19 protein-coding genes are annotated in these 23,678 nt (G+C 47.5%); 11 read left to right on the top strand and 8 right to left on the bottom strand.

Features of this window, described 5'->3' with window-relative positions; all coding sequences use genetic code 11:
• The coding region (locus tag CWE22_RS12100) for a hypothetical protein (protein ID WP_211618647.1) at positions 1 to 221 on the top strand (221 nt) is incomplete at its 5' end.
• A 247-nt stretch (positions 222 to 468) separates the two neighbouring features.
• On the top strand, positions 469 to 1,017 hold the full coding sequence (locus tag CWE22_RS08860; RefSeq protein ID WP_169930957.1) for a gamma carbonic anhydrase family protein: 549 nt from the start codon (positions 469 to 471) through the stop codon (positions 1,015 to 1,017).
• A 5-nt stretch (positions 1,018 to 1,022) separates the two neighbouring features.
• Here CWE22_RS08860 and CWE22_RS08855 read toward each other — a convergent pair whose 3' ends face one another.
• Genes CWE22_RS08855 through imuA form a run of 3 tightly spaced genes read right to left on the bottom strand, consistent with a single transcriptional unit; the run spans position 1,023 to position 6,257 of the window.
• On the bottom strand, positions 1,023 to 4,130 hold the full coding sequence (locus tag CWE22_RS08855; RefSeq protein WP_169931079.1) for an error-prone DNA polymerase: 3,108 nt from the start codon (positions 4,128 to 4,130) through the stop codon (positions 1,023 to 1,025).
• Positions 4,114 to 5,553 (bottom strand): Y-family DNA polymerase, encoded by a 1,440-nt coding sequence (locus CWE22_RS08850; RefSeq protein WP_169930956.1) that lies wholly within the window; start codon positions 5,551 to 5,553, stop codon positions 4,114 to 4,116. Before CWE22_RS08850 ends, CWE22_RS08855 begins: the two co-directional genes overlap by 17 nt.
• On the bottom strand, positions 5,550 to 6,257 hold the full coding sequence (gene imuA / locus CWE22_RS08845; RefSeq protein ID WP_169930955.1) for a translesion DNA synthesis-associated protein ImuA: 708 nt from the start codon (positions 6,255 to 6,257) through the stop codon (positions 5,550 to 5,552). Before imuA ends, CWE22_RS08850 begins: the two co-directional genes overlap by 4 nt.
• 123 nt (positions 6,258 to 6,380) lie before the next feature.
• Here imuA and CWE22_RS08840 point away from each other — a divergent pair, with 123 nt between their 5' ends.
• On the top strand, positions 6,381 to 7,292 hold the full coding sequence (locus tag CWE22_RS08840; RefSeq protein WP_169930954.1) for an acyltransferase: 912 nt from the start codon (positions 6,381 to 6,383) through the stop codon (positions 7,290 to 7,292).
• Between the two features lie 16 nt (positions 7,293 to 7,308).
• Here the strand turns inward: CWE22_RS08840 and CWE22_RS08835 are convergent, their stop codons facing one another.
• From CWE22_RS08835 to ccoG, 3 genes are read right to left on the bottom strand one after another with little or no spacing between them, the layout of a single operon-like run.
• Positions 7,309 to 7,920, bottom strand: a complete 612-nt coding sequence (locus CWE22_RS08835) for a thiol:disulfide interchange protein DsbA/DsbL (RefSeq protein ID WP_169930953.1) — start codon at positions 7,918 to 7,920, stop codon at positions 7,309 to 7,311.
• Between the two features lie 24 nt (positions 7,921 to 7,944).
• Positions 7,945 to 8,949: a serine/threonine protein kinase gene (locus CWE22_RS08830; RefSeq protein ID WP_169930952.1), complete on the bottom strand. Its 1,005-nt coding sequence runs from the start codon at positions 8,947 to 8,949 to the stop codon at positions 7,945 to 7,947.
• Positions 8,942 to 10,357, bottom strand: coding sequence for a cytochrome c oxidase accessory protein CcoG (ccoG, locus tag CWE22_RS08825; protein ID WP_169930951.1), 1,416 nt, complete (start codon positions 10,355 to 10,357; stop codon positions 8,942 to 8,944). The genes CWE22_RS08830 and ccoG overlap by 8 nt, the downstream gene beginning before the upstream one ends.
• A gap of 147 nt (positions 10,358 to 10,504) precedes the next feature.
• Here ccoG and CWE22_RS08820 point away from each other — a divergent pair, with 147 nt between their 5' ends.
• The 6 genes from CWE22_RS08820 (at position 10,505) to CWE22_RS08795 (ending at position 19,369) form a co-directional block, all read left to right on the top strand.
• Positions 10,505 to 12,985: a S8 family peptidase gene (locus CWE22_RS08820; protein ID WP_169930950.1), complete on the top strand. Its 2,481-nt coding sequence runs from the start codon at positions 10,505 to 10,507 to the stop codon at positions 12,983 to 12,985.
• Between the two features lie 148 nt (positions 12,986 to 13,133).
• Positions 13,134 to 13,979 (top strand): DUF6689 family protein, encoded by an 846-nt coding sequence (locus tag CWE22_RS08815; protein ID WP_169930949.1) that lies wholly within the window; start codon positions 13,134 to 13,136, stop codon positions 13,977 to 13,979.
• A 3-nt stretch (positions 13,980 to 13,982) separates the two neighbouring features.
• Entirely contained in the window at positions 13,983 to 14,837 is an 855-nt protein-coding gene (locus CWE22_RS08810; RefSeq protein ID WP_169930948.1) for an FHA domain-containing protein, read from the top strand.
• Between the two features lie 101 nt (positions 14,838 to 14,938).
• Positions 14,939 to 18,052: a serine/threonine-protein kinase gene (locus CWE22_RS08805; RefSeq protein ID WP_169930947.1), complete on the top strand. Its 3,114-nt coding sequence runs from the start codon at positions 14,939 to 14,941 to the stop codon at positions 18,050 to 18,052.
• Complete coding sequence (locus CWE22_RS08800; RefSeq protein ID WP_169930946.1) at positions 18,009 to 18,746, top strand: sensor histidine kinase; 738 nt, start codon at positions 18,009 to 18,011, stop codon at positions 18,744 to 18,746. Before CWE22_RS08805 ends, CWE22_RS08800 begins: the two co-directional genes overlap by 44 nt.
• The gene (locus tag CWE22_RS08795; RefSeq protein WP_169930945.1) at positions 18,743 to 19,369 is read left to right on the top strand and encodes a response regulator; all 627 of its coding nucleotides are present in this window, start codon (positions 18,743 to 18,745) and stop codon (positions 19,367 to 19,369) included. Before CWE22_RS08800 ends, CWE22_RS08795 begins: the two co-directional genes overlap by 4 nt.
• A 25-nt stretch (positions 19,370 to 19,394) precedes the next feature.
• Here the strand turns inward: CWE22_RS08795 and CWE22_RS08790 are convergent, their stop codons facing one another.
• Positions 19,395 to 20,624, bottom strand: coding sequence for a Zn-dependent hydrolase (locus CWE22_RS08790; protein ID WP_169930944.1), 1,230 nt, complete (start codon positions 20,622 to 20,624; stop codon positions 19,395 to 19,397).
• Positions 20,625 to 21,003: 379 nt separating this feature from the next.
• Here CWE22_RS08790 and CWE22_RS08785 point away from each other — a divergent pair, with 379 nt between their 5' ends.
• Entirely contained in the window at positions 21,004 to 21,918 is a 915-nt protein-coding gene (locus tag CWE22_RS08785) for a hydrogen peroxide-inducible genes activator (protein ID WP_169930943.1), read from the top strand.
• A gap of 12 nt (positions 21,919 to 21,930) precedes the next feature.
• On the opposite strand, the gene CWE22_RS12095 is transcribed toward CWE22_RS08785, so the two are convergent.
• Positions 21,931 to 22,347, bottom strand: coding sequence for a hypothetical protein (locus tag CWE22_RS12095; protein WP_211618645.1), 417 nt, complete (start codon positions 22,345 to 22,347; stop codon positions 21,931 to 21,933).
• 196 nt (positions 22,348 to 22,543) lie between these two features.
• Between CWE22_RS12095 and CWE22_RS08775 the strand changes: the two genes are divergently transcribed.
• Positions 22,544 to 23,677 carry a PQQ-dependent sugar dehydrogenase gene (locus CWE22_RS08775; RefSeq protein WP_169930942.1) on the top strand — a complete coding sequence of 378 codons (1,134 nt, stop codon included), beginning with the start codon at positions 22,544 to 22,546 and terminating at the stop codon, positions 23,675 to 23,677.
• Position 23,678: the final 1 nt, after the last annotated feature.

Raw genomic sequence — 23,678 nt, 5'->3', positions numbered from 1 at the left:
TGTTAAGCACTTTTCCAATCAGTCAGGTGGTTCATTTAAGAACCTTTGTTGTATCCGAAGATACGTTTCTCTGCCTGAATCCGGTAAGTGCCCACACAGTTTGCTTGGCTTGGTATATTGTTAAAGAACATACTGCTTTCCTAAAAAGCAGGCTTGCGTTGCAGCAAGCAAGGCGGCGTATTCTACAGCCTAAGCAGTTTCTGTCAACCCTTACGGGATAATTTTTTATGACGGTAAACTGCTGCTTTTGGCGACTTCATCGTCTGCCTCAAGCGTGGGGCGCATTTTAGAGATTTAACTGCGCCCGTCAAGCGCCTTTTGAGCATTTTGATATGTTTTTTTGCTGACTGCTGCTTTTCTCAACAATGTGATTAAAATTCGTATCATTCGCACGCCACGCAAGCATCTGCTAGGATAATTGACGATGAGTTTTGATCAAAAAGCTAACAATTTAAGAGGTATTGGATCATGAATGGCGATATTCGGAGTTATCGCGGCGTCGAGCCTCAGTTCGGGGAACACGTCTATGTTGATCAAAGTACGGTCATTGTCGGTGATGTACGTGTGGGTGAGCACTGCTCGTTCTGGCCCTTCGTGTCAGCTCGCGGCGATGTGAATACAATTACTATAGGTGCACGTACTAATATCCAAGACAATACAACGTTACATGTGAGTCGAGTCAGTGAGCGAAACCCTGAAGGGCATCCGTTGATTATCGGAGAAGATGTTACGGTTGGACATCAAGTCATGCTCCACGGTTGCGAAATTGGTAATCGCGTTCTGATTGGTATGTCAGCCATTATTATGGACGGTGCAGTTGTCGAAGATGACGTCATTATTGGTGCGGGTAGCTTAGTTCCACCAGGCAAACGTTTAAAAAGTGGACATTTGTACGTTGGTAGCCCAGTCAAAGAGCAACGCCCATTAACTCAGGCAGAGTTAGATTTTCTGCCGGAATCAGCGGCCAACTATGTGTTGCTAAAAGAAGACTACCTCCTCCACGTTTCTCCGGTGTAGGTCAGTTAATGAAAATCTCGCGAGCGATTACTCCGCAATCCAAATGCGCTTAATCGCTCCGTTTCATCTATTAAGTGTCCCGCAATAACATGGATGACCTCACCGTGAATTTCGACGATACCTTTGACCTTTAATAATTGCGCTGTCAGATAAGCTTGTCGAAACTTTCGAGCTGTAGCTAACCAAATCACAATATTCATGTTACCCGTTTCATCTTCAAGCGTGAGGAAGGTGACACCGCTACTGGTTCCTGGACGCTGTCGACAGGTTACAAAACCAGCCACTTGAACAACCTGTTGATGACGACATAAAGCCAATTCACTGGCACGCTTGCAGCCTTTCAGTACACCTTGTTCACGTAATAAAGCCAGCGGGTGTCGTCTAACACTGACGCCCATGGTTCGATAGTCGGCAGCAATATCTGCACACTCTAGCGGTGCGGCTAGCGTATCTATGTCGGTGGTCACCTCATCGACACCGACAAATAATGGCAACTGCTCCACTTGTAAGGTAAGACTTTGCCACTGACTTTGATAGCGATGTCCACTGATGGTTTGTAACGCATCAGCAGCAGCGAGTTCTTGTAATGATGTAGCGGACAAGCCTAACTCACGGACTTGCTCCAACGAGCGGAAGCCTGTTATCGGTCGCTGCTGTAGTAATGCGCGCAGTTCTTCTTCACGTAAGCCTTTAATGAGTCGCAAACCTAAACGCAGGCCTAATTGCTGTTGCATGGGGATCAATTGGTGATCCCAGTCACTCTTTTGAATATCAACCGGTAGTACCGCAATATCATGCCGCCGCGCATCTTGAATCAGTTGATCTGCCGAGTAAAAGCCCATCGGCAAACTATTCAATAGAGCGCAATAAAATGCTGCCGGATAATAATACTTCAGCCACGCTGAAGCATAGGCAAGGTTAGCGAAACTAGCTGAATGTGACTCGGGAAATCCATACTCGCCGAAACCGCAAATTTGATGATAAATGCGCTGCGCGAACTCGCGGTCATAGCCGCGTTGTAACATCCCGTCGATTAACTTATCTTCGAACTGTTTTAACTTACCACTACGCTTCCAATTGGCCATAGCTCGACGCAAACTATCCGCTTCGCCACCAGAAAAGCCCGCAGCAACCATAGCCAGCTTGATGACTTGCTCCTGAAAAATCGGAACCCCCATAGTGCGCTCAAGGACCTGCTGCACAGCTGGGCTGGGGTAGGTAACTGGTTCGATGCCAGCACGACGACGTAAATAAGGATGCACCATGTCACCCTGAATGGGTCCGGGCCGAACAATAGCAATTTGTACGACCAAGTCGTAGAAGGTTCGCGGTTTTAATCGTGGCAACATATTCATTTGCGCACGGGACTCTATCTGAAAAACACCAATGGAGTCGGCTTTTTGAAGCATTTTATAGACTTTAGGATCTTCAGTTGGAATAGTCGCTAGCTGATAAGATTTGCCGTGATGTTGATGTATCAATTGCAGCATTTTACGAATGGCTGTCAGCATTCCCAGCGCTAGAATATCGACTTTAATTAGCTTTAAAGCTTCGATATCGTCTTTATCCCATTGAATCACCGTACGCTCAGGCATACTCGCATTCTCAATAGGTACCAATTCAGATAACGCTCGCGAAGCAATCACAAACCCACCCACATGCTGTGATAAGTGACGGGGGAAACCACGGATCTGCTCAATCAACTCGAGTAGCCAACGTCCTCGAGGTGTTTCTGTCAAACCTGGAATTTGCTCCTGTAATTGTTGCTGCCATGGTGTGTCATGATCACGGCGATCGATACGACTCAAATAGTGGCGTAATTCCTGCTCGCTGTAGCCGAGAGCTTTACCAACATCTCTCACAGCACTGCGTAAGCGATAACAAATAACGGTTGCAGCCAACGCTGCACGATCACGACCATACTTCTGATAGATATACTGGATAATTTCTTCACGCCGCTCGTGTTCAAAGTCCACATCAATATCAGGTGGCTCATCACGTTCTACAGAAACAAAACGCTCAAACAAAACATCGATCTGATCAGGGTTCACCGCCGTGATATGAAGGCAGTAACACACGACTGAGTTGGCTGCCGAACCTCGACCTTGATAAAGAATGCCTCGCTGCTGCGCATACTGAACAATGTCATGAATGGTTAAGAAGAAATATTCATAACGCAGTTGCGCAATGAGCGAGAGCTCCTTTTCAAGCTTATCTTTGACATCATCACGCAGCCCTTTGGGAAAGCGTTGCGCAGCGCCAGCATAGGTTAACTCACGTAAATAGTCAGTCGCGGTACGGCCCGCAGGAACTAACTCGGCTGGATACTCATAACGCAATTCACTCAGTTCAAAGCGACACTGATTCATGACGTTAACAGCCGCTTGACGCCAGGCTAGAGGATAGCAGTGTGCTAACTCCTGTTGGTCACGCAAACGAAATTCTTGGTTGGGTAGGAGCTCCTGACGCACCGTCGCTAGAGGCTTTTGTAAACGTATAGCTGTGAGTACATCGTGCAATGGCTGCCGTTCAGCAATGTGATAGCTCACCTCACAAGCAGCCACGATAGGCAGCCCAGTTTGTTGCTGATACTGTTGATAGCAACGATAGCGCTCCACATCATCGGCTTGATAGTGACGGCTAAATGCCAACCATAAACCATGCTTCTGGAATTGTTGCTGTAGCGGCTTACTATAAAGTTGTACTGCGTTAGTATCGAGCGGACGCCACAAGCATAAGCACTCCTCGAGATGCTGCATGAAATCACTCGCATGCACTTCATAGTGCCCTTTCGGGCAGCGTCCTCGCGCCGTGGTGATTAACTGACATAACTGCGCGTAACCACGCCGATTGCATGCAATCAGAATGCAAATTCCAAGCTCTGGTACATGAAACTCACTGCCAAATAGCAGCTTTAATGGTGTGTCCCGCGCCGCAACATAAGCGCGCACAATACCCGCTACCGAGCATTCATCGGTAATGGCTAACGCTTGATAACCCAACTGGACTGCCGTTTCAATTAACTCATGAGGGTGTGCGGCGCCGCGTAGAAAGCTGTAATTGGTGAGACAATTCAGCGCAATAGGCGGCGTCCGATCAACTGAACCAACCATGCAAAAACCACCCTTGAGGATCATGGTAAATCCAACCTTGACGTTGGAATTCATCAACGGCAATAAAGTAATCACGAACGCACGGCTGGTCATCCCACCAGCCGCTTTGCAAACGCTCAGGCCCCCAATGGAGTTGCCATTGCCGCCGATCAATGGGTTGCGCCTGCGGTAATAGCCAGACTGGCCGACGTTGTGATGGATTTAATGCTGGTGCGGCGGCTTGACTACGGCTCCATGTGGCCAAGCAATGCGCATGCTCAGGACGCCAGTCGGCCTGCACTTGCGGAACCTGAATAGCATGCTCGCCCAGACGAGCTTGCAAGCGACTCACCAAGGCAGCGACCGCAGGCAACTCTTGTTGCACTGGCAGTAAACTATTCGCATGCGCCTGACGGTTTTCTAGCTCACGGACTCGAATACTCAGTTCCAACGCAGGGAAAGGAAGCACTTGCCGCTCGAGATGTAATTGGCACAACTGCAACATGTCGCGCTGCTGCCAAACAGCATGCGCAAACTGAATCACCACCACGGTTGGCGCTTGATCGCGATGATACGCCTGCAAACGTAAGTTACGCGTACTAAGTTGCCGCCCCTGTAAAAACACTTCTAATTGCTGTAACAAGCGTTTTAATGCAAAGACGAGTTGGGGCCAGCTTTCTACCTCGCTAAGTAAGTCAATACGCTGATAAAATTGTGCTGGTGGTCGGTAATAACGCTGTGGTGGCGAAAAATCACCGCGCAGCTCCGCTAAATAATGTGTGATGTCCTTACCAAAGCGTGCACCTAAAGCGCTATTGCTTCGCTGTAACAAGCTTCCTAAGGTGGTCATGCCAACATCCAGTAAGCGTTGCTGCGCACGAGTCTCTAAGCCACTCGCCTGAATAGGTAACTGTGCCAACGCTGCGGTGGTCACTTGTGGATCAGCGCTAAGCACACTGACTTCTGCTTGCGCCAACAGACGTGCAGCCAACGGGCTATACCCACTCGCCCAATAGTAGCGAATAGGAGCCTCTTGTAAGCGTTGTTGCAGTTGCTTCTGCAATGCCTGCCAACCGCCATACAAACGCAACAAGCTACGCACTTCAAACAACAGCCCTTGGGGTGGCTGCAAGGCAATTTGTGCCACATCTTGATACAACAACTGCGCCAGCTGCTGCAGTAACCATTGTTCACGGTTGTGCTGATAATCACGACAAATAAGGTCTGGCACTAAAGTGGTCGCGGTAACCATAGCCATGCCACGCTGAATACCCGCCGTTTGCGCTGCTGCATTTAACTGAACCACACGCGGACCTGTAGAGCCCTGTTGCTGCAATAATACTTGAGGTTGTTCGCGTTCGTTTTCGGCCTGCGCGGCTAACTGCTCATCTAACAACAAGTAGGGGGCATGCACATACAACCAGCCATTTACTCGCGCACTCATAATGTCAACCGGGTAGTCCCTGTGACCGCATGAGAAGTATTGTTATGCGCTGACTTCTTAACTAGCCGCCGTTCTGGAAGTAAGCGTTGTAAAGCACAAGGGAAAGGCGGTAGTGGCCAGCCAAAACGGCGCTTCAATACTTCTATCTGCAACTCATCTTGCCAATGTAACCGGAGTCGATTCACATAAGCTCTCGCCTCAGGCTCTTGCTGGCAATCCGTAAAAATAAACACCAGCTGTTGTGCTTGCTCCGTGACTTGCTGCAACCGACGCACTTGCGCTGCATTAAGCTGCGGCAACCACGCCAGTATCAGTCCAACACTTTGCGACTGAATACATTGCTCTATAGCCCACAGTGCCTTGGTGTGATCAGCTTCTTGAATACACCATTGTTGTTGCGGCACTAAGCCTTGGCTTTGTAAACCAGGGGCGTAAGGCTGGGCAGGTGGATTCACCCAAACATGTGGGCGCTCATTCGAACGTTGCAGCAGGGGCAATACCAAACCTAACTCGCCACGAAAGCCAACTTCAATTTGAATTTCATTCACACTCCCCCGCAGCCAACCACCACCGAGTTGTGCGTTAAGCTCTGGCCAGCCGCTATCTAAAAAATCGGTAGAGGTTTTCTGTAATGGCGTTTGTTGCCCTTGCCAGACCCAGCCTTTTTGCACCAATTGCTGCAGGTTTGTTGCAGTTGCGACCATAGCGATTCACCCCCTCAAAATACTGTATATATATACAGTATAAATTAGCTGTTTTTTTCTCTACTGGCAAGTAAACACGAATGAAGTATCATAGAAATTCATGTCATCTGTGCAAGGAAAGCTATGGGAACCAAGCTCTTACTTCCATTTCGTCTGATCATAAATTTTTGTTTCGGTGCCGTAGCCACAGCGATTATCGGCAGCGCCATTATTGTGATTGGTATTCCGAAGTTGCTGCTCCCTATCCCTGTGGTTCAACGCAGTATTTCGACGGCGGCAAATACACTCTTCCGGGTGTGGGGATATGCGATGTCACTGATGTTTCGTTTGACGCAGCCGATGCGTTGGCACATTGAAGGGGATACGCTGCTGCATCGTGATCGCTGGTACATGATTCTGTGCAACCACCGCAGTTGGGTCGATATTCTGGTATTAATGCACTTAGCCTGTCGCTATATGCCCATGCCGCGCTTTTTCTTGAAGCAACAATTATTTTGGGTACCCGTGATTGGGCTCGGCTGCTGGACGCTGGATATGCCATTTATGCGACGCTACAGCCGCGACGTTATTGCTCGCAAACCGCATCTGCAAGGCAAGGATATTGAAACCACACAGCGCAAATGCGAGAAGTTTCGCCACATTCCCACTACTGTGATCAACTTCTGTGAGGGCACTCGATTTACCCCTGAGAAACATCGCGAGAAGCAGTCGCCTTACCAATATTTATTACCGCCCAAAGCAGGCGGTACTGCTTTCACGCTACAAACAATGGGGCAGCAATTTGATGCTATTTTAGACATCACTATTGTGTATCCGCCAAGTGACCGTCCAACCGTGTGGAACTTGCTTACTGGGCAGCTGCGGGATGTCTACGTGCATGTTGAAACCTTGCCGGTTGAGCAAAGCTTAATTGGTGACTACTTTCAGGATGCAGCCTATAAGAAGCATTTTCAGGACTGGTTGAATAGGCGCTGGGAAGTGAAGGACGAGAAAATAAAAACGACGCTCGCTAAAATAGCAGAGCGCCGTTCATGATAACTATAGGTGTCTGTTACTGATCGAGTTCGAGCAAATAACCGGCTAAACGCAAAAAGTCACCTTGGAAATCTTCAGTACCCTGAAACCCTTGTGGGTTCATTTTGTACTTGCCGTTGACAATAAAGGTTGGCGTTGCGTTCACACGCAGGTTACCCGCATCACGGTCCATTTTATTGGCCATACCGCGTACTGAGAAGCTGTTCATTGCTTTCTCAAGTTCCTCAGCCGACATGTCGATAGCCGCGAATACTTCCGCCAGATCTTCTTTGCTATTGATCATGTCTTGTTGCACAAAGTTGCGATTGAAAATGGCTTGCCCAATTTGATCTTCTTTGCCTAACTGCTTCGCCACTACATAAGCGCGCGACATATCAACACCCATACCGGCGTAATTGATGAAAGACACATGCGCTTTGTCGAAAGCATCAGGGAATTCTGCTTTCATTGCTTGTGCAATTGGCTCAAATCGATAGCAGTGCACGCAGAAATAAGAGAAAAACTCACGAATTTCTGGTTTATCCGTCGCCTTTTCGGAGACGATGTCATAATGCACACCTTCTTCAAATTGTTGCGCTGCCACGGGAAACATCATCAAGGCAACTACCGCAAACAATAACTTTTTCATAAGGATACTTCCTGTTCTTAAGCGTTAACGATTAAAGTTCGGCTGTGCGCCAATTGGCTCATCTTGCAATACGGCGAACTGCTCTTTTAAGGTTAAAATCTGTTGTTCCCAATAGCGTTGCTCAGCAAACCATGGGAATGCCCGACGAAAAGCTGAGTCATCCCAGCGCCGAGCCAACCAAGCCATGTAGTGTAAGATACGAAAAGTGCGTAAGGGTTCAATTAAAGCTGCTTCATTTTCATCAAACTCACAAAACATTTCATAACCACTCAGCAGGGCATCCAACTGCAGGGCCCGCTGATGACGATCATCGCCAGCCAACATCATCCACAAATCTTGCACCGCTGGACCTGTTCTTGCGTCATCAAAATCGACGAACGTCAGCTCTTGGTCGCGTATGAGCATATTGCCTAAATGACAGTCCCCGTGCAATCGTTGCTGTGCAAATGCCTTAAAATCAACGTCGTGCACTGCGGCTGCCAGTGGTTCAGCAATCGCAAAAAAGGCTTCATGTAGGTTCTCGGGTAACAAAGGTGACTGTCGCAAAGTAACGAGAGCATCCGTGACATACTCTTGCCGATTGATACTCAAACGTTCCTTAAACGTGCCTTGCTGAGCCACCGCATGTAAACGTCCAATTTGCTGCCCAATACGCTCGAGCTGCTCTAAGTCACCCGGTTCAACCGCACGGCCACCAATACTGGGGAACACGGTAAAACGATAACCGGCGTACTCATGCAAGGTTTTGCCGTGCAATTGCAGTGGTGTGACTACCGGTACTTCTGCTTCAGCTAGCTCGGCTGTGAACAAATGCTCTTCTAAAATCTGCGCGGTGGTCCAGCGAGCCGGACGATAGAATTTGGCGACATAACGACGCTGATCATCGGCAATAAACTGATACACCCGATTTTCATAGCTGTTCAGCGCCAGTAGCCCCGACATAGGGTCAACCCCGACACTTTCTAGAGCATTGGCGATAACATCAGGCGTCAGCCCACTGAAACTAAAATCTTCATTTTCATTATTCATAAATGAAACTCGTGGTGTGCTCTTGCTGCACGGTTCCATCTGGATTTGTGACTTTAAACGTCACCGACTGCACCCGTTCAGTCACCTCATCTGGATTCACGGCTAAGGTAACTGGAACGGTTGCAACCTCACCGCCTGAAATAGTCAGTTGCGTTTGACCCGTTAACGAGAAGTCGCTGAAACCGCTGACTGTCACGGTAAAGCTTTCTGGCAATTGTGATTTGTTCAAAATCTTTAAGGTGTAAACGTTCTCAACCCAACCATCCATGTTGATAGAGTAGAGTTGATTGCGGTCACGCAAGGTATCGAGCTCAAGCGGCACCCGGGTGGCAATATCCCAGATGAGGAGGGCGGTCATCGCAATCATCACAGTAAAATAGCCAATGGCTTTCGGCCGCAACTTCCGCGTGCGCCCACCTTGTAGGTTGCGCTCTGTGGTAAAACGAATCAGCCCGCGTGCGTAATTCATTTTGTCCATCACACCGTTGCAGGCGTCTACACAGGCACCGCAATTAATACACTCATACTGCAAGCCGTTACGAATATCGATGCCGGTTGGGCACACTTGCACGCACAAGTTACAGTCAATGCAATCACCTAACCCAACGGCTTTCGGATCGACCTTGCGAGCGCGGCCACCCCGCGGCTCACCGCGATTCGCGTCATAACTGACGGTCACCGTATCGCGGTCAAACATAGCCGATTGGAACCGAGCATAAGGACAAATATGCGTGCACATAATTTCACGCATCCAGCCCGCATTACCATAGGTACAAAAAGTGAAGAACAGCACCGAAAACGTTGCCCAAAAACCCGTTTCCAAAGTGAAGAATTCAGCGAACAGCTGGCGGATATCGGTGAAGTAGCCGACAAAAATAAGTGCGGTCAACAGTGCTACCACCAACCACGAGGTGTGTTTCGCTACTTTTCGCACAACCTTATTGGCATCCCAAGGACGACGATCCAGGGTCATGCGCTGATTGCGGCTGCCTTCAATTTTTTTCTCGAACCACATAAAGATGAAGGTCCACGTGGTTTGTGGACACATGAAACCGCACCATACGCGGCCATATAAGGTGGTCACAAAGAACAATGCGAATGCGGCGACAATGGCGATCCACGCAAGAATGGTCAGATCTTGTGGCCACAACGTCATGCCGAAAATACGAAAACGCTGATTACCGATGTCCAGCAATACAGCTTGCTCGCCGTTAAATTGGAGCCATGGGATAAGAATAAAAAGCGCGAGCAGAATAAAACCAAAGCTGCGCCGAAACCATTCAAGGCTACCTTTGACGTCTCGCACATAGATGCGATTACGCGGCGCATAATGATTATCACGCTCGTTTGGATCGGGCCGATGAATTTTAACCTGGTCGGCAGCCAGCACCTTCACTTTCTGTTCCATCGTACAACTCTCATGACAGGACACTATCGCCATTATACCAAACTCTTGGCTCAAATTGGGGGGAAACCCCTATATCAGTGCATGCATGTACTTGTGACGATAAAGGCCGTTTAAATAATACACAATACCGAACGGTAGGGATTCAAGATGAAAAAATTCACTCTCTCGACTATTGCCGCATTGACACTCGCAATTGCACCCGGCCAAGCAGCCGCGGAAGCCGCAATCGGCGAACAACTGCAAGCTAAGTTACCGAGTTTGTCCACGACTGAACAAGTTATGGTGGTAGTTACTTATAACCAACTTGAGCCTGTTTCAGAAGCTCAGTTAACTGAGCTACTGGACCTTGACATTACAGAAGGTGTTCAGTTTTCCTCACTTCCCATTATTGGGGTTCTCGCAACACCACAACAAATCGAGCAAATCGCTAAAAAATCTGACGTCCGCTCAATATGGTTAAATCGCCCGCTGAAATACTTTAACGCGGATGCGCGCCAAATTACTGGCGTAGATCAATTACAAAGCAACGAATTTTTTCAACGCAATAATACGACTTTTGATGGAACAGGGGTCACCATTGTAGTCAATGACTCCGGTATCGATGCAGCACATCAAGATCTTCTGTTTGGCGATACGGTAGTTGAGAATGCGCAGGGTCTAACTCATGCTCAGGCGTTGAGTATAGTTCCCGTAACTGATGGGATCGTTCTCGAAAGCCAAATCAATACCGATACAAACAGTGGGCATGGAACCCACTGCGCGGGAACTATCGCGGGGTCCGGAGTGATGTCTGATGGTAAGTACATGGGTGCAGCTCCAGGTGCAGATTTAGTTGGCTATGGCTCGGGTGCTGCCATCGCTATTCTCGATGCTGTCGGGGGCTATGATTATGCGATCAACAATGTATTTTCTTTCAACTCTCCGATTCGAATTATGAGTAACTCTTGGGGCTCAAGCGGTAAATTTAGTCCAGATGATCCGGTTAGTATCGCATCATATAAGGCATACAAACTCGGGATAATGTCTGTCTTTGCAGCCGGAAACTCTGGCCCTGGTGAGGACAGTCACAATCCTTATGCTCAAATTCCTTGGGGTATGTCGGTTGGCGCAGGAGATAAGTTTGGTAACTTAGCAGGCTTTTCATCTCGCGGATTAAAGGGCGAAAGCGGAAGCTTTACCATGCCTGATAATACCGAATGGACTTATAACAATGAAGTCAGCATTGTTGCTCCTGGCGTGAATATTATCTCTACGCGCGCCAGCACAAACTTAGTCGCAAATGGCGGCGATGCTGACATTGAGGCTATTGAAACAGAGTACTTACCGTTTTATACCATGATCTCGGGAACATCCATGGCTACGCCTCACGTCGCTGGCATTATTGCGTTGATGATGGAAGCAAACCCAGATCTCTCCATTCTTGAAATCAAACAGTTGATACAAGAAACCGCGACTAATATGCCGGGGTTCGAGAAATGGGAAGTTGGTGGTGGATATATTAACGCAAAAGCAGCTGTAGCAGCAGCTCTTGGCGAGAATTTGGACTATGCGTCTAGTGTAAACAACCTGAATACGTTCAATGCCAATGCTATAACAATCAGCTCAGATCGCGTGGAACCATTTGAAGTTCTTTACAGCCCCGTTGGCGAGCCAGAAACGTTTAGTTTTGAAGTCGGCAACGATGTGACATGGGTCAAGGCGAGCGCCGAGAATCTTGCTAATACGACTAAACTCGTACTAGTCGCACCGGATGGAACAGAATTTTCTGGCAATTTAACCTTACCGGCTCTAGATACCGGCATGCGGGTAGCGGCACCTGGTCAATCAGGTACTTGGCAACTCTATGTATTTGGCCTCACATCCTTATCTGGCGTAAATCCTGACCCGCTCGGATTAACGAACGGTCCGGGCGTACCTGAGGTAGTTAGTGGTCAAGTATCATTCGAGCTTGGCGGCGGATACGAAGGAGTCGATGATATTGAGGGACACCCGCTACAAAATGCAATCGAGTTTGCAGTAAGCGAGCGTTTGGTTGATGGTTTAAATAACGGTAAGTTTCAGCCAGACAGAGCGATCTTGCGACAAGACCTTTCGCAATATCTAGTGATGGGCGCGGCGATTCGCCAGTATCGCGATCTACTGAACGAGGATCAACTTGAGCTCTTTAATGTACCCAGAGAGTACACGGCCGTTGCTAAAGCTGTAAGTGCAACTGGCGGGGCACTGAAGGATAATGCGCAAACGCAAGCGCCTGTGTTAGAGAGCACAAATGGCAACTTTGAGCCTCGCGGTACGGTATCCAAACTGGATTTAGCTTATACACTTGTTCAAGTACTTGGATTAGAGGATGTCGCTCGCAGTTTTGACCCTGAGCAAGACATTGTAGTGAATTATCGCGATGACTCTATCGTGCTTGCCGACCAAGATGAAATTCCAGCTGACCGAAAAGGCTATGTGCAGCTTGCAATTCAACTATCACTCTTAAATGTTGACTTTACAGTCGAACAAGGGCCTTTTGACTTGCAGCCGCGACTCACGGCAAGCTTTTCTCCGGGACAAGAGATGACACGAGCAGGGTATGCTTTGACGGCGGGACGATTATATTCGCAATACTTGGGAAGTTTGTAGGGTTGTAAGTCCCTTTGAGGCTCCAATCTGGAGCCTCTTTTTTCTGTTTTATTGAACATGAATAGGTGACTTTTTCACCAAGTAACGCTAAATTGTTTCAAAATATTACAAACGTAACTTTGCAGAATAACTGAATTGAGGTGTCATTATGTCGTTTATAAGACAAATTCTTTTGAAAGTCCGTTTGCCTCTAATCGCATTGCCGCTGCTTTTTTCAGCAAATGCTTTGGCGAATGTTGAATTAACATTTAATCAAGCAGCAAATCAGGTACGCGCTGATATTGAATTGTCATCAACGGTCTCTTTAGATTTTTCAATCAAATTTGATAATGCTATCGGCTTAACACCAGATAACTTTCAGATCACAGCAGAGCTTCTGAGTTTAAACGATCCCAGTTTACTCAGCCGTCTACCTGACAGTTTATTAACTACGTTGCCGGGCACTTTCCCAGTGTTGATTTCGGTTGAACCCGACCCTAACAAAGGATTTGCATTTAGTGGCACCGCAAACATTGAACTGTACACGAAAACGCTGCATTACACAGAGGGAACACCATTACGTTTGTTCCACTCCCATGGAACTGAAGTGTTCGAAGATATTACCACGATGACTGGTTCAGGTAGCTACCGCGTTCGTGGTACAGGTGGGCAGTTTTCCGATTTTATTATCCTCGCTGACCTGCGTTCCGCGGCGACAGTTATCAATGAGAAAGTGAATCGTTTAGATAGTTTCAGCCAGAACGTTGCGGGCTTACTCGATGTCCAAGTGGCAGGACAATTGAGTTCAGCCGTGAGCGCCATCAGTTCTGCTGTTGCGCAGGGTAACACGAATGTTGCGCTACAGGAGGTCACCGCGCTCATTGATGTGCTCGAGGCCGACAATGGAACTTTGTATCCCGATGTTTGGCGCTCATCAGCTGACATCATTAATGTCCGCGGTAGACTTTTGAGTATGACCAGAACGCTACGTTTTAGCTTACGGACGCTACCCTGAGTTATGCCATTAACGTGTCGAATCTTATATCAGGACCGATTTGCAGATCAGCGTTCTCTCTTTGAGCAGCGTTTGTATCTTATCGGTCGCGATAAACACTGCGATATCGTTGTTGATGATCGCAGTGTCTCACGTCGACATGCACATGTTCGTTATCACGATGGCGATTGGTTGATAACTGATTTGAATAGCACTAATGGCTGCTTTTTCGATGAGCGTAAAATATCCGAGCAAATCATTCACGAGCGTTCGGTGATTAAAATCGGCTCCGTCTCACTTGAACTGCAGCCATTAACACATAAACAGCTGACAACCGACTTGCAGCACCGCGCTTGGCAACACAGACAACTGCGAACTATTCGTCAAGATTGTATTCAGTCGCACGACCTGAAAAGACTTCTGACGCAAGCCCAGCAAGGAGCTCAAAATATCTTACATAGTGAACGAGCTGCACTGATTTTACTCAACGACAAGTCACGAATTGATCAATGCATTGGTTTTCCAGATTGGTTGGAGCCGGGACACTTCTCTGGGAGTAAAACACTCATCAAGCAAGCGATCAATTCAAGATCCGTAGTCGCGGTCAATAATGCTCAAACACACCAACACTTACGTGATCAAAGGAGCGTTATTGAGCACTCTATTAAAGCCGCAATAGCGGTTCCTATATCGTATTCGAACTGCATTATTGGCGTTTTCTACGCCGATAATGTGCACCAGCACCACTACTTTACCGACCATGATGTATCGGTTCTCAGCTTATTTGCGCAGCAACTTAGTTCGCAACTAGCTTTTGCACAAATTGACCTGCAACTTCAATGGGTGGAAGAACGCCTCCAACAGCTGCTGGCCGGATAACTAGACTTTCGAAGAGAATTACTGCCGCATCACTATGAACTATGTTATGTTGAAAGTCCCAGACTGCCATTGCCGCCAGCAAGTACCGTGGAGATTCGCATATGTCCGAGAAAACTCAGCAACTCACGAGCGCTGAACAATCGGGTGTAGGCCAAGTACTTGTCGATCGCTTTGAGTTGCTTGCTCTCCTCGGTGAAGGAGGTCAAGCGAGAGTTTACAAAGCTCATGACCGAATACTCGATATTACCGTTGCAATTAAACTCATCCCTCAAGCCAACGTCTTATCATCAAACGCAATTGAGAACTTGCGTAACGAAGTATTGATGGCCCGTCAGTTAAACCATAACCACATTGTGAATGTTTATGAATTTTATCAAACGGCCCATTTAGTATTTTATACCATGGCCTTTGTCAACGGCACACCTTTGCAGACCGCACTAAGTAATAAGCCCGACCAAAATGATGCCGCGCAGTGGATAACACAACTTGTGGACGCATTAAAAACCTGTCATGACAATGATATTATCCACGGCGATATCAAGTTAGATAATATCTTAATAGATACGAGTGGACGCTTAGTACTTCTTGATTTCGGTATTAGTAAATATTTGACCGCTCCTCATCAAGAGCAAGGCTCAATAACTTGGATTGCTCCCGAAGTTCGGAAGCACAGACAAATTTCGGCAGCGAGCGATCTATACAGTCTCGGTAAAGTGATCGAAGCCATATGTTCAACAATGACTCATTCGGATCGCAGCTGGCGACGTAAAATGAGTTCACTTAGCGTCGCACTTCAAGCCATCGATCCTGCGCAGCGCCCTCCTCTCGCTCAAGTACGAAAAGAACTAGATACTTCAATCTCGCACAATCCACAGGGACGAGTTTTAGTCGGAGTTGCGGTGCTTGTTGCGTGTTTAATCGGTGGTATATGGCTGAATGAAACCGACAGTGACTTGACTATTTCAGAGAGTACTCAGACTGATCAACTAAAAACCATCACTATTATCACCGATTATCAGCAACCATCAATGGTCGACTTCGCTCGTTTGATTCATCTTGGTTTACAATCTCACAGTAGTGTTTATTCAATTGACCCACAGCAAGTCCGTCTTGTTGAGGAAAATCTTGGTCTCTCGCCGCTGAGCGATACCTCCGATCGTGCTCGTATTACGCAATTACTAGAGTCAGAGTTTTTGCTGATTATTGAAAGGTACAAGCTCGAGCAAGACAATGTTATTCGCATTTCATTACGAGGTATGCCGGGAGAACGCGATTGGTTTACGCAGACTTATTCTCTCGCGGAATATCGATTAAGCGATATTATTGAGCCGGTGTTGCAAAACATTACAGAGGTTTTGCAAGACGACCCCATATCAGCTCCACTCAACAGTGCTGCAAGTTTTGATTTACAAGAATTACAAAAGGCATTCCGAGAAGATTCCGAAAAAGCTATCGAGGAACAACTCCTTGCATTGCAAACCAGTAGTAAGACTCAGCCTGAAGTTTGGTATTACGTTGCGCAAATAGCTCTTGATTTCGATGCTTCTACAATTGCTTCGGATGCATTGAGTCGGCTGATTGAAAGCCCAACAATAAATAATCTCTGGTTACTCCGCGGACAAGCTTTATTAGCGCAATTAAACGATGACTACGAAACTGCAGCAGCACGTCTTGATGCATTACTTGAACGCACAGAACCTCGTCCTGACCTACTTGCCGAGCGTGCCAACCTAGCATTTTTAATGAACGATTTAACGCAAGCTAAAAACCTCTATCAACAAGCACTTGAGGTCGATGCGAACCAACCTTATTGGTGGTTTGAACTTGCTAGAATTAAGATTATCCAGAGTGAAACGAAATCGGCCATTGAAAATGAGCTCACCCAATCACTCGTTCGATTTCGACAACTACAGGATGATTATGGCCAAGGTCTCGTTCTAAATGCATTTGGCGTTGCTCACCTACGCATGTCCGAATTCTCTACTGCTGGTCGCTACTTTACAGAATCTCTCGAATTCCGCGATGCCACTACGCACCCCCGAGATAGAGCCACTACGCTGGCAAACTTAGCAACAGTTCGGGCTATAGAGGCAAATTACCAAGAGGCTGATGATCTACTTCGCGAAGCCCGAACTGTTCTTGAACAATTGAACGACAAGCTGGCAATAGCACACATTGAGAATGAGCGAGGCTTATTACTCGAAGAACAGGGGCTTTATGTCGCAGCGCTCAAACACTACAAAACATCTTTAGATATACGATTGCAGGAGAGCGATGATTATTTACAAGCGCAAAGCGTCAATAATGTTGCTTTTATGCACTTTCTCTTAGGAGACTTTAGCTTAGCTGAGGTGTATTGGCGCCAAGCAATTCAAGTTTTCAATGAAGTCAAAGATTTAGCTACACTGCACAGTACTCAATTGAGCTATACGCAACTATTATTATTGCGCGGGCAATATCGACAAGCTGAACAAATACTTGTAGACATTCTGCAAAATAAAGAACGCACACCTGAAGCAGAGATTGCCACCTACTTGCTTTTAAGCAGACTGCAGTTTGCTCAAAGTCAACTCAAGGTCGCACGCCAACACATTGATGATGCGATTGCGAGCGCTCGTCAAATTGATGACTCACGAGGACTCGTAGAGGCGCTGTTGTGGGCTGCAGAAATGAGTATCGACTTAGCTGACAAAGAATCGGCTGAGCCCTTTGTTGCAGAACTGATGCAACTTAGTAAACAACTAAACCATGAACAACGGATTGCCCAGCAATGGCTGCAAGCGCGATTAAATCACATCGAAAACACTCAAGAAAAAGGTCCATTAGAGGACGTTTTGACAAGGCTGCTTGACGGTCCTTACAGTCAAGTACTAAAAGCTCGAATTGCTGCTGATATAATCTCTCGTATTGGCATTCCAACCACTCATCCTGCCTGGGATTTTCTAGCTGATTTCGTCTCGCCAACGATGTACGCGACTCGCATGGATTACTTAATTGCGCTCATTCATCAAGATGATACAGCGCTCGCTGAACTTCTTATGCTTTTAAAGCGCTATCCTCTATACTGGCGAAATGCTGAATATTATCAGCGCATCTCAACACACTCGGAACGTGCTATTTTAGAAACCGCGGCCATGGAGGCTCAACAGCGACTTTTTGAGCAAATGACCGATGGACAACAACAACAATATCAAAATTTCCTCAGACAACAATGAACTCCTTTCTCTGCTTACCGAGCTTCGACAGCAGCAGGCAGACTTACGCAAACAATTGATTGGTGAAGAGGAACAATTAAATCAAATAGCTCAGCGCTTATGGTTACAGCAAGAACATGAGCGTGCTCAATTATCAAGAGAACTTCATGATGGTTTAGGCCAAGTTTTAACGAGCCTAAAAACTCAATTACAGCACCTAAACTCCAACGAGCCTCTTCGTGAATCGCTCATTGAAACCGCAACACTTGCCGTCGATTCCGCGCGCGATATCGCGCGCATGCTTCACCCTACCATTCTCAGTGATTTGGGATTGAGTGCTGCAGTTTCTTGGTTGGCTCGACAATTACTCGAGCCAGCAGGAATCACTTATCAAGTTAATGTTGAGTTACCAGAGCGGTTATCCAAAGATCTTGAATTATTCGTGTTTCGACTACTACAAGAAATCTGTGTTAATACAGTCAAACATGCCCACGCAAAAACTATGCAGGTGATCATTCAACGGCAAGCAGGGGGCATTCAAGTGGTTGTTGCTGATGACGGTATCGGGTTTGAGGTTTCATCACACTCAGGTCTCGGATTGCATAGCTTGGCAGATCGATGCCGAGCATTTGGTGCAGAGTTAGATATGCGTTCTGCCCCAGAACAAGGGACTGAGTACTATATTCGCATACCTGGCGAAGGACACTCAGTATGATTCGCATCATCATTGCCGATGATCACACGATGGTACGGCAAGCTATCGCAAGTGCGCTCGAACACAGTGGAGAGTTCAAAGTACTCGCCGAATGCTCCAATGGAGTCGAACTGAGCTTAGCAGTTTTAAGAACCGCTGCTGATGTTGTTCTCCTTGATATTTCTATGCCGGTGATGAATGGTTTCGTAGCGCTCGATAAAATATTGCAACAACGCCCAGATACAAAAATTATTGCTCTCAGTATGCATAGTGAACAAGAGTATGTTGACGCGATGCAACAAGCTGGCGCCTATGGATATGTGCTCAAAGATGCACCTACATCTGAACTTATAAAGGATATTAAGCTCGTAGCAGCAGGTAAAAAAGTCTTTCCTAAAAGCAGTCATAGCGCTTCAAACTTAAGTCACTCTGGGGCTACCGTCATCAATGGACTAACACGACGGGAGCGAGAGGTGTTTCATCTTATGATTGAGGGGCGCTCGACTCGAGATATTGCTGAGTTGCTAGCCATGTCGACTAAAACTGCCGAAAATCACCGTGGTAAAGTCCTAAAGAAAGTCGGTGTAAACAATACCGCCGAACTGATTCACTTTGCTGCTAAACATAAACTACTTAAGTCGTAACCCATTACTTCCTCTCAAATAATTACTAGGCTTTACTAATAGCCTGCACAGTGTCGAGGAGAATATTTGCTCCGGCCTCGACATCACGCCAATGTGACCATTCATCAGGGGCGTGACTGACGCCATTAATGGAGGGGATAAAAATGAGCCCGGCATCCGTCACCTCAGACATAAACTGCGTGTCATGACCGGCACCACTGGGCATGCGTAAATAGCTGTAACCACGATGTTGGGTTTGCTGTTCAATTAAGTCAACCAGGCGCGAAGAACAAGGTTTGGGTGCTAACCAGCTCACTTGCTCATATTCAAACATCAGTCGATGTTTTCGAGCGATTGCCGATAACGCGCGTCGACACGCATTCGCAAGATCAGTCATGATGTCGTTGTCCATATCACGACCGACTATCGTAAAAATAGCTTCACCCGGCACTGTGTGCGGATGCCCTGGCTTTAACTCAACTTTGCCTACAGTAATACGCGACTTGTCGGTGCCATTTTCAGCGATAATTCGCTCGATTTCATGAGCAAAATCAGCCAAACCCATGAACGCGTCACTGCGCATATCCATCGGTGCAGTTCCCGCATGATCCGCTTTGCCTTTTAAATGAACAATCCATTTAAAGACTCCGGAAATCCCCTCAACCACGCCAATTTGTAAGTCTTTTTGAAAGAGAACGGGGCCTTGTTCGATATGTAGCTCCACAAACGCCTTGAGCCGTTCCGGCGGAATTGCAGCTTCGAGCGCCTTCATCACGTCGAGTCCTTGCGCTGCCATTGCGTCTTTTAAATATACGCCGTCTGCGTCATGCGCCTCTTGCAACCAATCAGGGGTCAGCTTGCCGCTCATCGCTTGCGCACCTAACATTCCACCGAACCGACCTTCTTCCTCGGCGGTAGCTACTCCCCAGATGGGGGTATCGAGCTGCGGATAGTGCTCACGCATGGTTTCGATGACTTCCAATGCAGCCATCGCGCCTAACGAGCCATCGAAATAGCCGCCCGCCGGCACAGTATCAATGTGAGAACCCATTAAAATCATTGGTTGGTCACGCGCACCCGTGCCGAAGAAGACGTTGCCTGCGCCATCCATGTAAGTATCGAGCTCAAGACTACGCGCACGCTCCATAAGCCACTGACGACCCTGCATGTCTGCATCGGAAAAGCCGATGCGATAGAACCCTCGATCTTCCGGGTTGTAGCCTATTTCATTGAGGTCGTGGAGGTTTTGCTGGAGTCGTTCGAGGTTGATTTGCATAAGTTTCCTTGACTGAGCTAGCAATAGCAAGAATGCCTCTAGCCTAGCAAAAAAAACCCGTGCTCGCAGGCACGGGTCCAAGGTAACAACCAGATCTCAGGGAAGTCGAGACACACTATAACGGCCAGATGTGACAGCGATGTGACAATGACTAGACAAAAAACAGCCAAAAAACAGGTAAAAAAAAGGTGCCGTATGTAACGACACCAGAGGGCACTATCAGTGTGGGGGAGTGCCTAAATTCAGGGATAAGAACAACATGGATTTCAACAAGGCGCTAAGTATAGAGCGCCGCTTTGATTTGTGAAAACGAATAAAGGGGATTATGATAATCGGAATTATCAATTCATTTTTTTCATCCGATCACGCGAGAGTAACTATGAGTAAATTACCCAGCTTAAAAAACCTCAGCTACTTGCTCGCACTGCATCAGCACCAAAATTTTAATCGTGCGGCGCAAGCCTGTCATGTCAGTCAGTCAACACTGAGCAGCGGCATTCAGAATTTAGAAGAGCAATTAGGCTGCCAGCTCATTGAACGTGATCATAAGTCATTTTTATTTACCGGAATGGGTGAGGAAGTAGTCGATCAGGCTCGCCGAATCTTGACCGCGACCGAAGAATTGCTTTATTTCGCACAAAGCCAAGGCAAAATTATGGAAGGCCCCTTACGGATGGGCTGTATTCCAACCATAGCGCCATTTATTCTCGGCGACTTAAGCAAGAGTTTGCAGCGCAACTACAATAAGTTGAGTTTGAATATTCGTGAAGATACAACGGCAAATTTGCTGCACTTACTTCGAAACGGTGAGCTCGATGTAGTCGTTCTCGCACTACCCATGGATATCCAAGGAAATCAATCTTATGTGCTCGGACGCGACCCGTTTAAATTGGTGATGCACAAACAGCTCGCTGAGTCGTTAGCAGAGCCCATCGATTACTCACAACTACCCGACCAGTCAATCTTTCTGCTGGAACGCGAACATTGTTTAACTGGGCATGCTGTTGCCGCTTGTGAACTCGCCGAGTCGGTGAAAATCAATCCATTTACAGCAACGAGTTTACATAGCCTAGTGCAAATGGCTGACGCCGGCCGAGGTGCCACCTTTATTCCGCAAATGGCCATAGACCGCGGTATCTTGAATGGGACTGATTTGGTCGCCCTGCAGCCCAAAGGACAGCAAGCGAGTCGGGAAATCGGTTTGGTTTATCGGCCGACGACTAATCGCCGTCAAACGTTCAGAAAGCTCGCGGAGTGTATCGCGGATTTGCTACCGGAGCGGTTGCTCCAGTAGCAATAAGCCCAGTTACGGAGCAGTACGAGTGTTTAACTCTTGTTGAATACTCGCTTGATCTGGAGCAGTGCGCGATTCCACTTGCGCTTTACTCAAATCAACCGGTTCACCAACTTCCTTTTCGATAATTTCTTGCAGTTCATTCGGCGTTAAATTCGGATGCGCTTGAACGACGCGTAAACCGTCATCTTCGCCATCCACACTCGTCGAATTTGGCAAGTAAATGGTGCCGTTATTAAAGTCCACGGCAAACGCAATCACGCCCGGTACCAGGAAAAATAACAAGCCGATACCATTTAGCGCAGCGACACCAGCGTCAATCTTTCCACTAACTTGTCCCTTACGTTCTGGATAGAGGATGGTTCCGCAAGCGGCTAGATGCGTAGCGATAACTGCTACGGCGATACTTTTTGCAATACGATTTTGCATGGTCGTGCTCCTTTCTTGTGATAAGAAAATACGAACGTCGAACCGAAACAAAACGACTGAATCGATAAGTCGTCTACCTTACATACTCGGACATTGGACGAATTTATGCCAAGTATTACGTAAAAAATTTAATCCAATTAGGGATTTGCTCTATATTTACAATCACACTTATGACTGTATTCAGCAAGGAGTACCTATGAAGACCATACCAATTCTCAGTAGTTTATTGGCAGCGGCGGTAGCAGCATCAATCGGCACGACGCAAGCAGCCACTCTCGAGACCGAGCGCTATTCTATTGAAGTGAATGCATTAGTTGATGGTTTGGCTAATCCTTGGGGCATGGCTTTTTTGCCTGACAGCAGCTTGCTCATCACCGAAAAAGGTGGCGCACTGAAACACGTGAAACTCGACGGCACGACACGCACTTTAACCGGTGTTCCGGAAGTTGTGGCGGTCGGCCAAGGCGGCTTACTTGATGTCGCGATAGATCCTGACTTCGCCGAAAACCAATTGGTCTATTTAAGCTACTCTGAGGCAGACCCTGCTGGCGGTGACGGCAACAGCACAGCCGTTGCACGCGGCGAACTCGGTGATAATGGTCTCGAAAATGTTGAAGTTATTTTTCGCGGAGCCCCGAAATACAACAGTCGCCAGCATTTCGGCTCGCGCCTCGTGTTCTCACCCGAAGGACACCTCTACATTACCTTAGGTGACCGTGGCTCGCGCATGCAAGATGCGCAAACGCTGGATAATCACCACGGCAAAGTAGTCCGTATATGGCCGGATGGCGGCGTCCCAGAAGATAATCCATTTGTTGATACCGATGGTGCGTTACCTGAAATTTGGTCGTACGGGCATCGGAACGTACAAGGTGCAGCGTTGCACCCGGATAGCGGGGAGTTATGGACAGTCGAACACGGTCCGAAAGGCGGTGATGAGATCAACATCCCTGAGGCTGGCAGTAACTATGGTTGGCCAGTAGTGACCTATGGCGTCAATTATGACAACAGCATCATTACTCGCGAAACGCACAAAGACGGAACCGAACAACCGTTTTATTACTGGGTGCCGTCAATCGCTACCTCAAACATGATGTTCTACACCGGCGACGCGTTCCCGCAATGGCAAGGCGACCTATTTGTTGGTGCGTTACGCGGCCAGCAAGTAGCGCGCTTAGATATGGAAGACGGGCGGATCATGCACGAAGAGGCGCTGCTGACTGACCGCGTCGGTCGTATTCGCGACATTGAGCAAGGTCCCGATGGCTATATTTACGTCATTACCGATGACCGTAATGGCTCATTAGTTCAAATCAAGCCTGCGGAGTAAT

Origin of the sequence: Pseudidiomarina aestuarii, assembly GCF_003987355.1 — a bacterium.
Lineage (GTDB): Bacteria > Pseudomonadota > Gammaproteobacteria > Enterobacterales > Alteromonadaceae > Pseudidiomarina > Pseudidiomarina aestuarii.
The sequence above is the reverse complement of the archived record's forward strand: the minus strand, read 5'-3'. Positions and strand labels throughout refer to the sequence as shown.

Bases quoted from the DNA above. Each gene is read 5' to 3' on its own strand.
- CWE22_RS08860 (WP_169930957.1), top strand. From the start codon at position 469: ATGAATGGCGATATTCGGAGTTATCGCGGCGTCGAGCCTCAGTTCGGG.
- CWE22_RS08855 (WP_169931079.1), bottom strand. From the start codon at position 4,130: ATGGTTGGTTCAGTTGATCGGACGCCGCCTATTGCGCTGAATTGTCTC.
- CWE22_RS08850 (WP_169930956.1), bottom strand. From the start codon at position 5,553: ATGAGTGCGCGAGTAAATGGCTGGTTGTATGTGCATGCCCCCTACTTG.
- imuA (WP_169930955.1), bottom strand. From the start codon at position 6,257: ATGGTCGCAACTGCAACAAACCTGCAGCAATTGGTGCAAAAAGGCTGG.
- CWE22_RS08840 (WP_169930954.1), top strand. From the start codon at position 6,381: ATGGGAACCAAGCTCTTACTTCCATTTCGTCTGATCATAAATTTTTGT.
- CWE22_RS08835 (WP_169930953.1), bottom strand. From the start codon at position 7,920: ATGAAAAAGTTATTGTTTGCGGTAGTTGCCTTGATGATGTTTCCCGTG.
- CWE22_RS08830 (WP_169930952.1), bottom strand. From the start codon at position 8,949: ATGAATAATGAAAATGAAGATTTTAGTTTCAGTGGGCTGACGCCTGAT.
- ccoG (WP_169930951.1), bottom strand. From the start codon at position 10,357: ATGGAACAGAAAGTGAAGGTGCTGGCTGCCGACCAGGTTAAAATTCAT.
- CWE22_RS08820 (WP_169930950.1), top strand. From the start codon at position 10,505: ATGAAAAAATTCACTCTCTCGACTATTGCCGCATTGACACTCGCAATT.
- CWE22_RS08815 (WP_169930949.1), top strand. From the start codon at position 13,134: ATGTCGTTTATAAGACAAATTCTTTTGAAAGTCCGTTTGCCTCTAATC.
- CWE22_RS08810 (WP_169930948.1), top strand. From the start codon at position 13,983: ATGCCATTAACGTGTCGAATCTTATATCAGGACCGATTTGCAGATCAG.
- CWE22_RS08805 (WP_169930947.1), top strand. From the start codon at position 14,939: ATGTCCGAGAAAACTCAGCAACTCACGAGCGCTGAACAATCGGGTGTA.
- CWE22_RS08800 (WP_169930946.1), top strand. From the start codon at position 18,009: ATGGACAACAACAACAATATCAAAATTTCCTCAGACAACAATGAACTC.
- CWE22_RS08795 (WP_169930945.1), top strand. From the start codon at position 18,743: ATGATTCGCATCATCATTGCCGATGATCACACGATGGTACGGCAAGCT.
- CWE22_RS08790 (WP_169930944.1), bottom strand. From the start codon at position 20,624: ATGCAAATCAACCTCGAACGACTCCAGCAAAACCTCCACGACCTCAAT.
- CWE22_RS08785 (WP_169930943.1), top strand. From the start codon at position 21,004: ATGAGTAAATTACCCAGCTTAAAAAACCTCAGCTACTTGCTCGCACTG.
- CWE22_RS12095 (WP_211618645.1), bottom strand. From the start codon at position 22,347: ATGCAAAATCGTATTGCAAAAAGTATCGCCGTAGCAGTTATCGCTACG.
- CWE22_RS08775 (WP_169930942.1), top strand. From the start codon at position 22,544: ATGAAGACCATACCAATTCTCAGTAGTTTATTGGCAGCGGCGGTAGCA.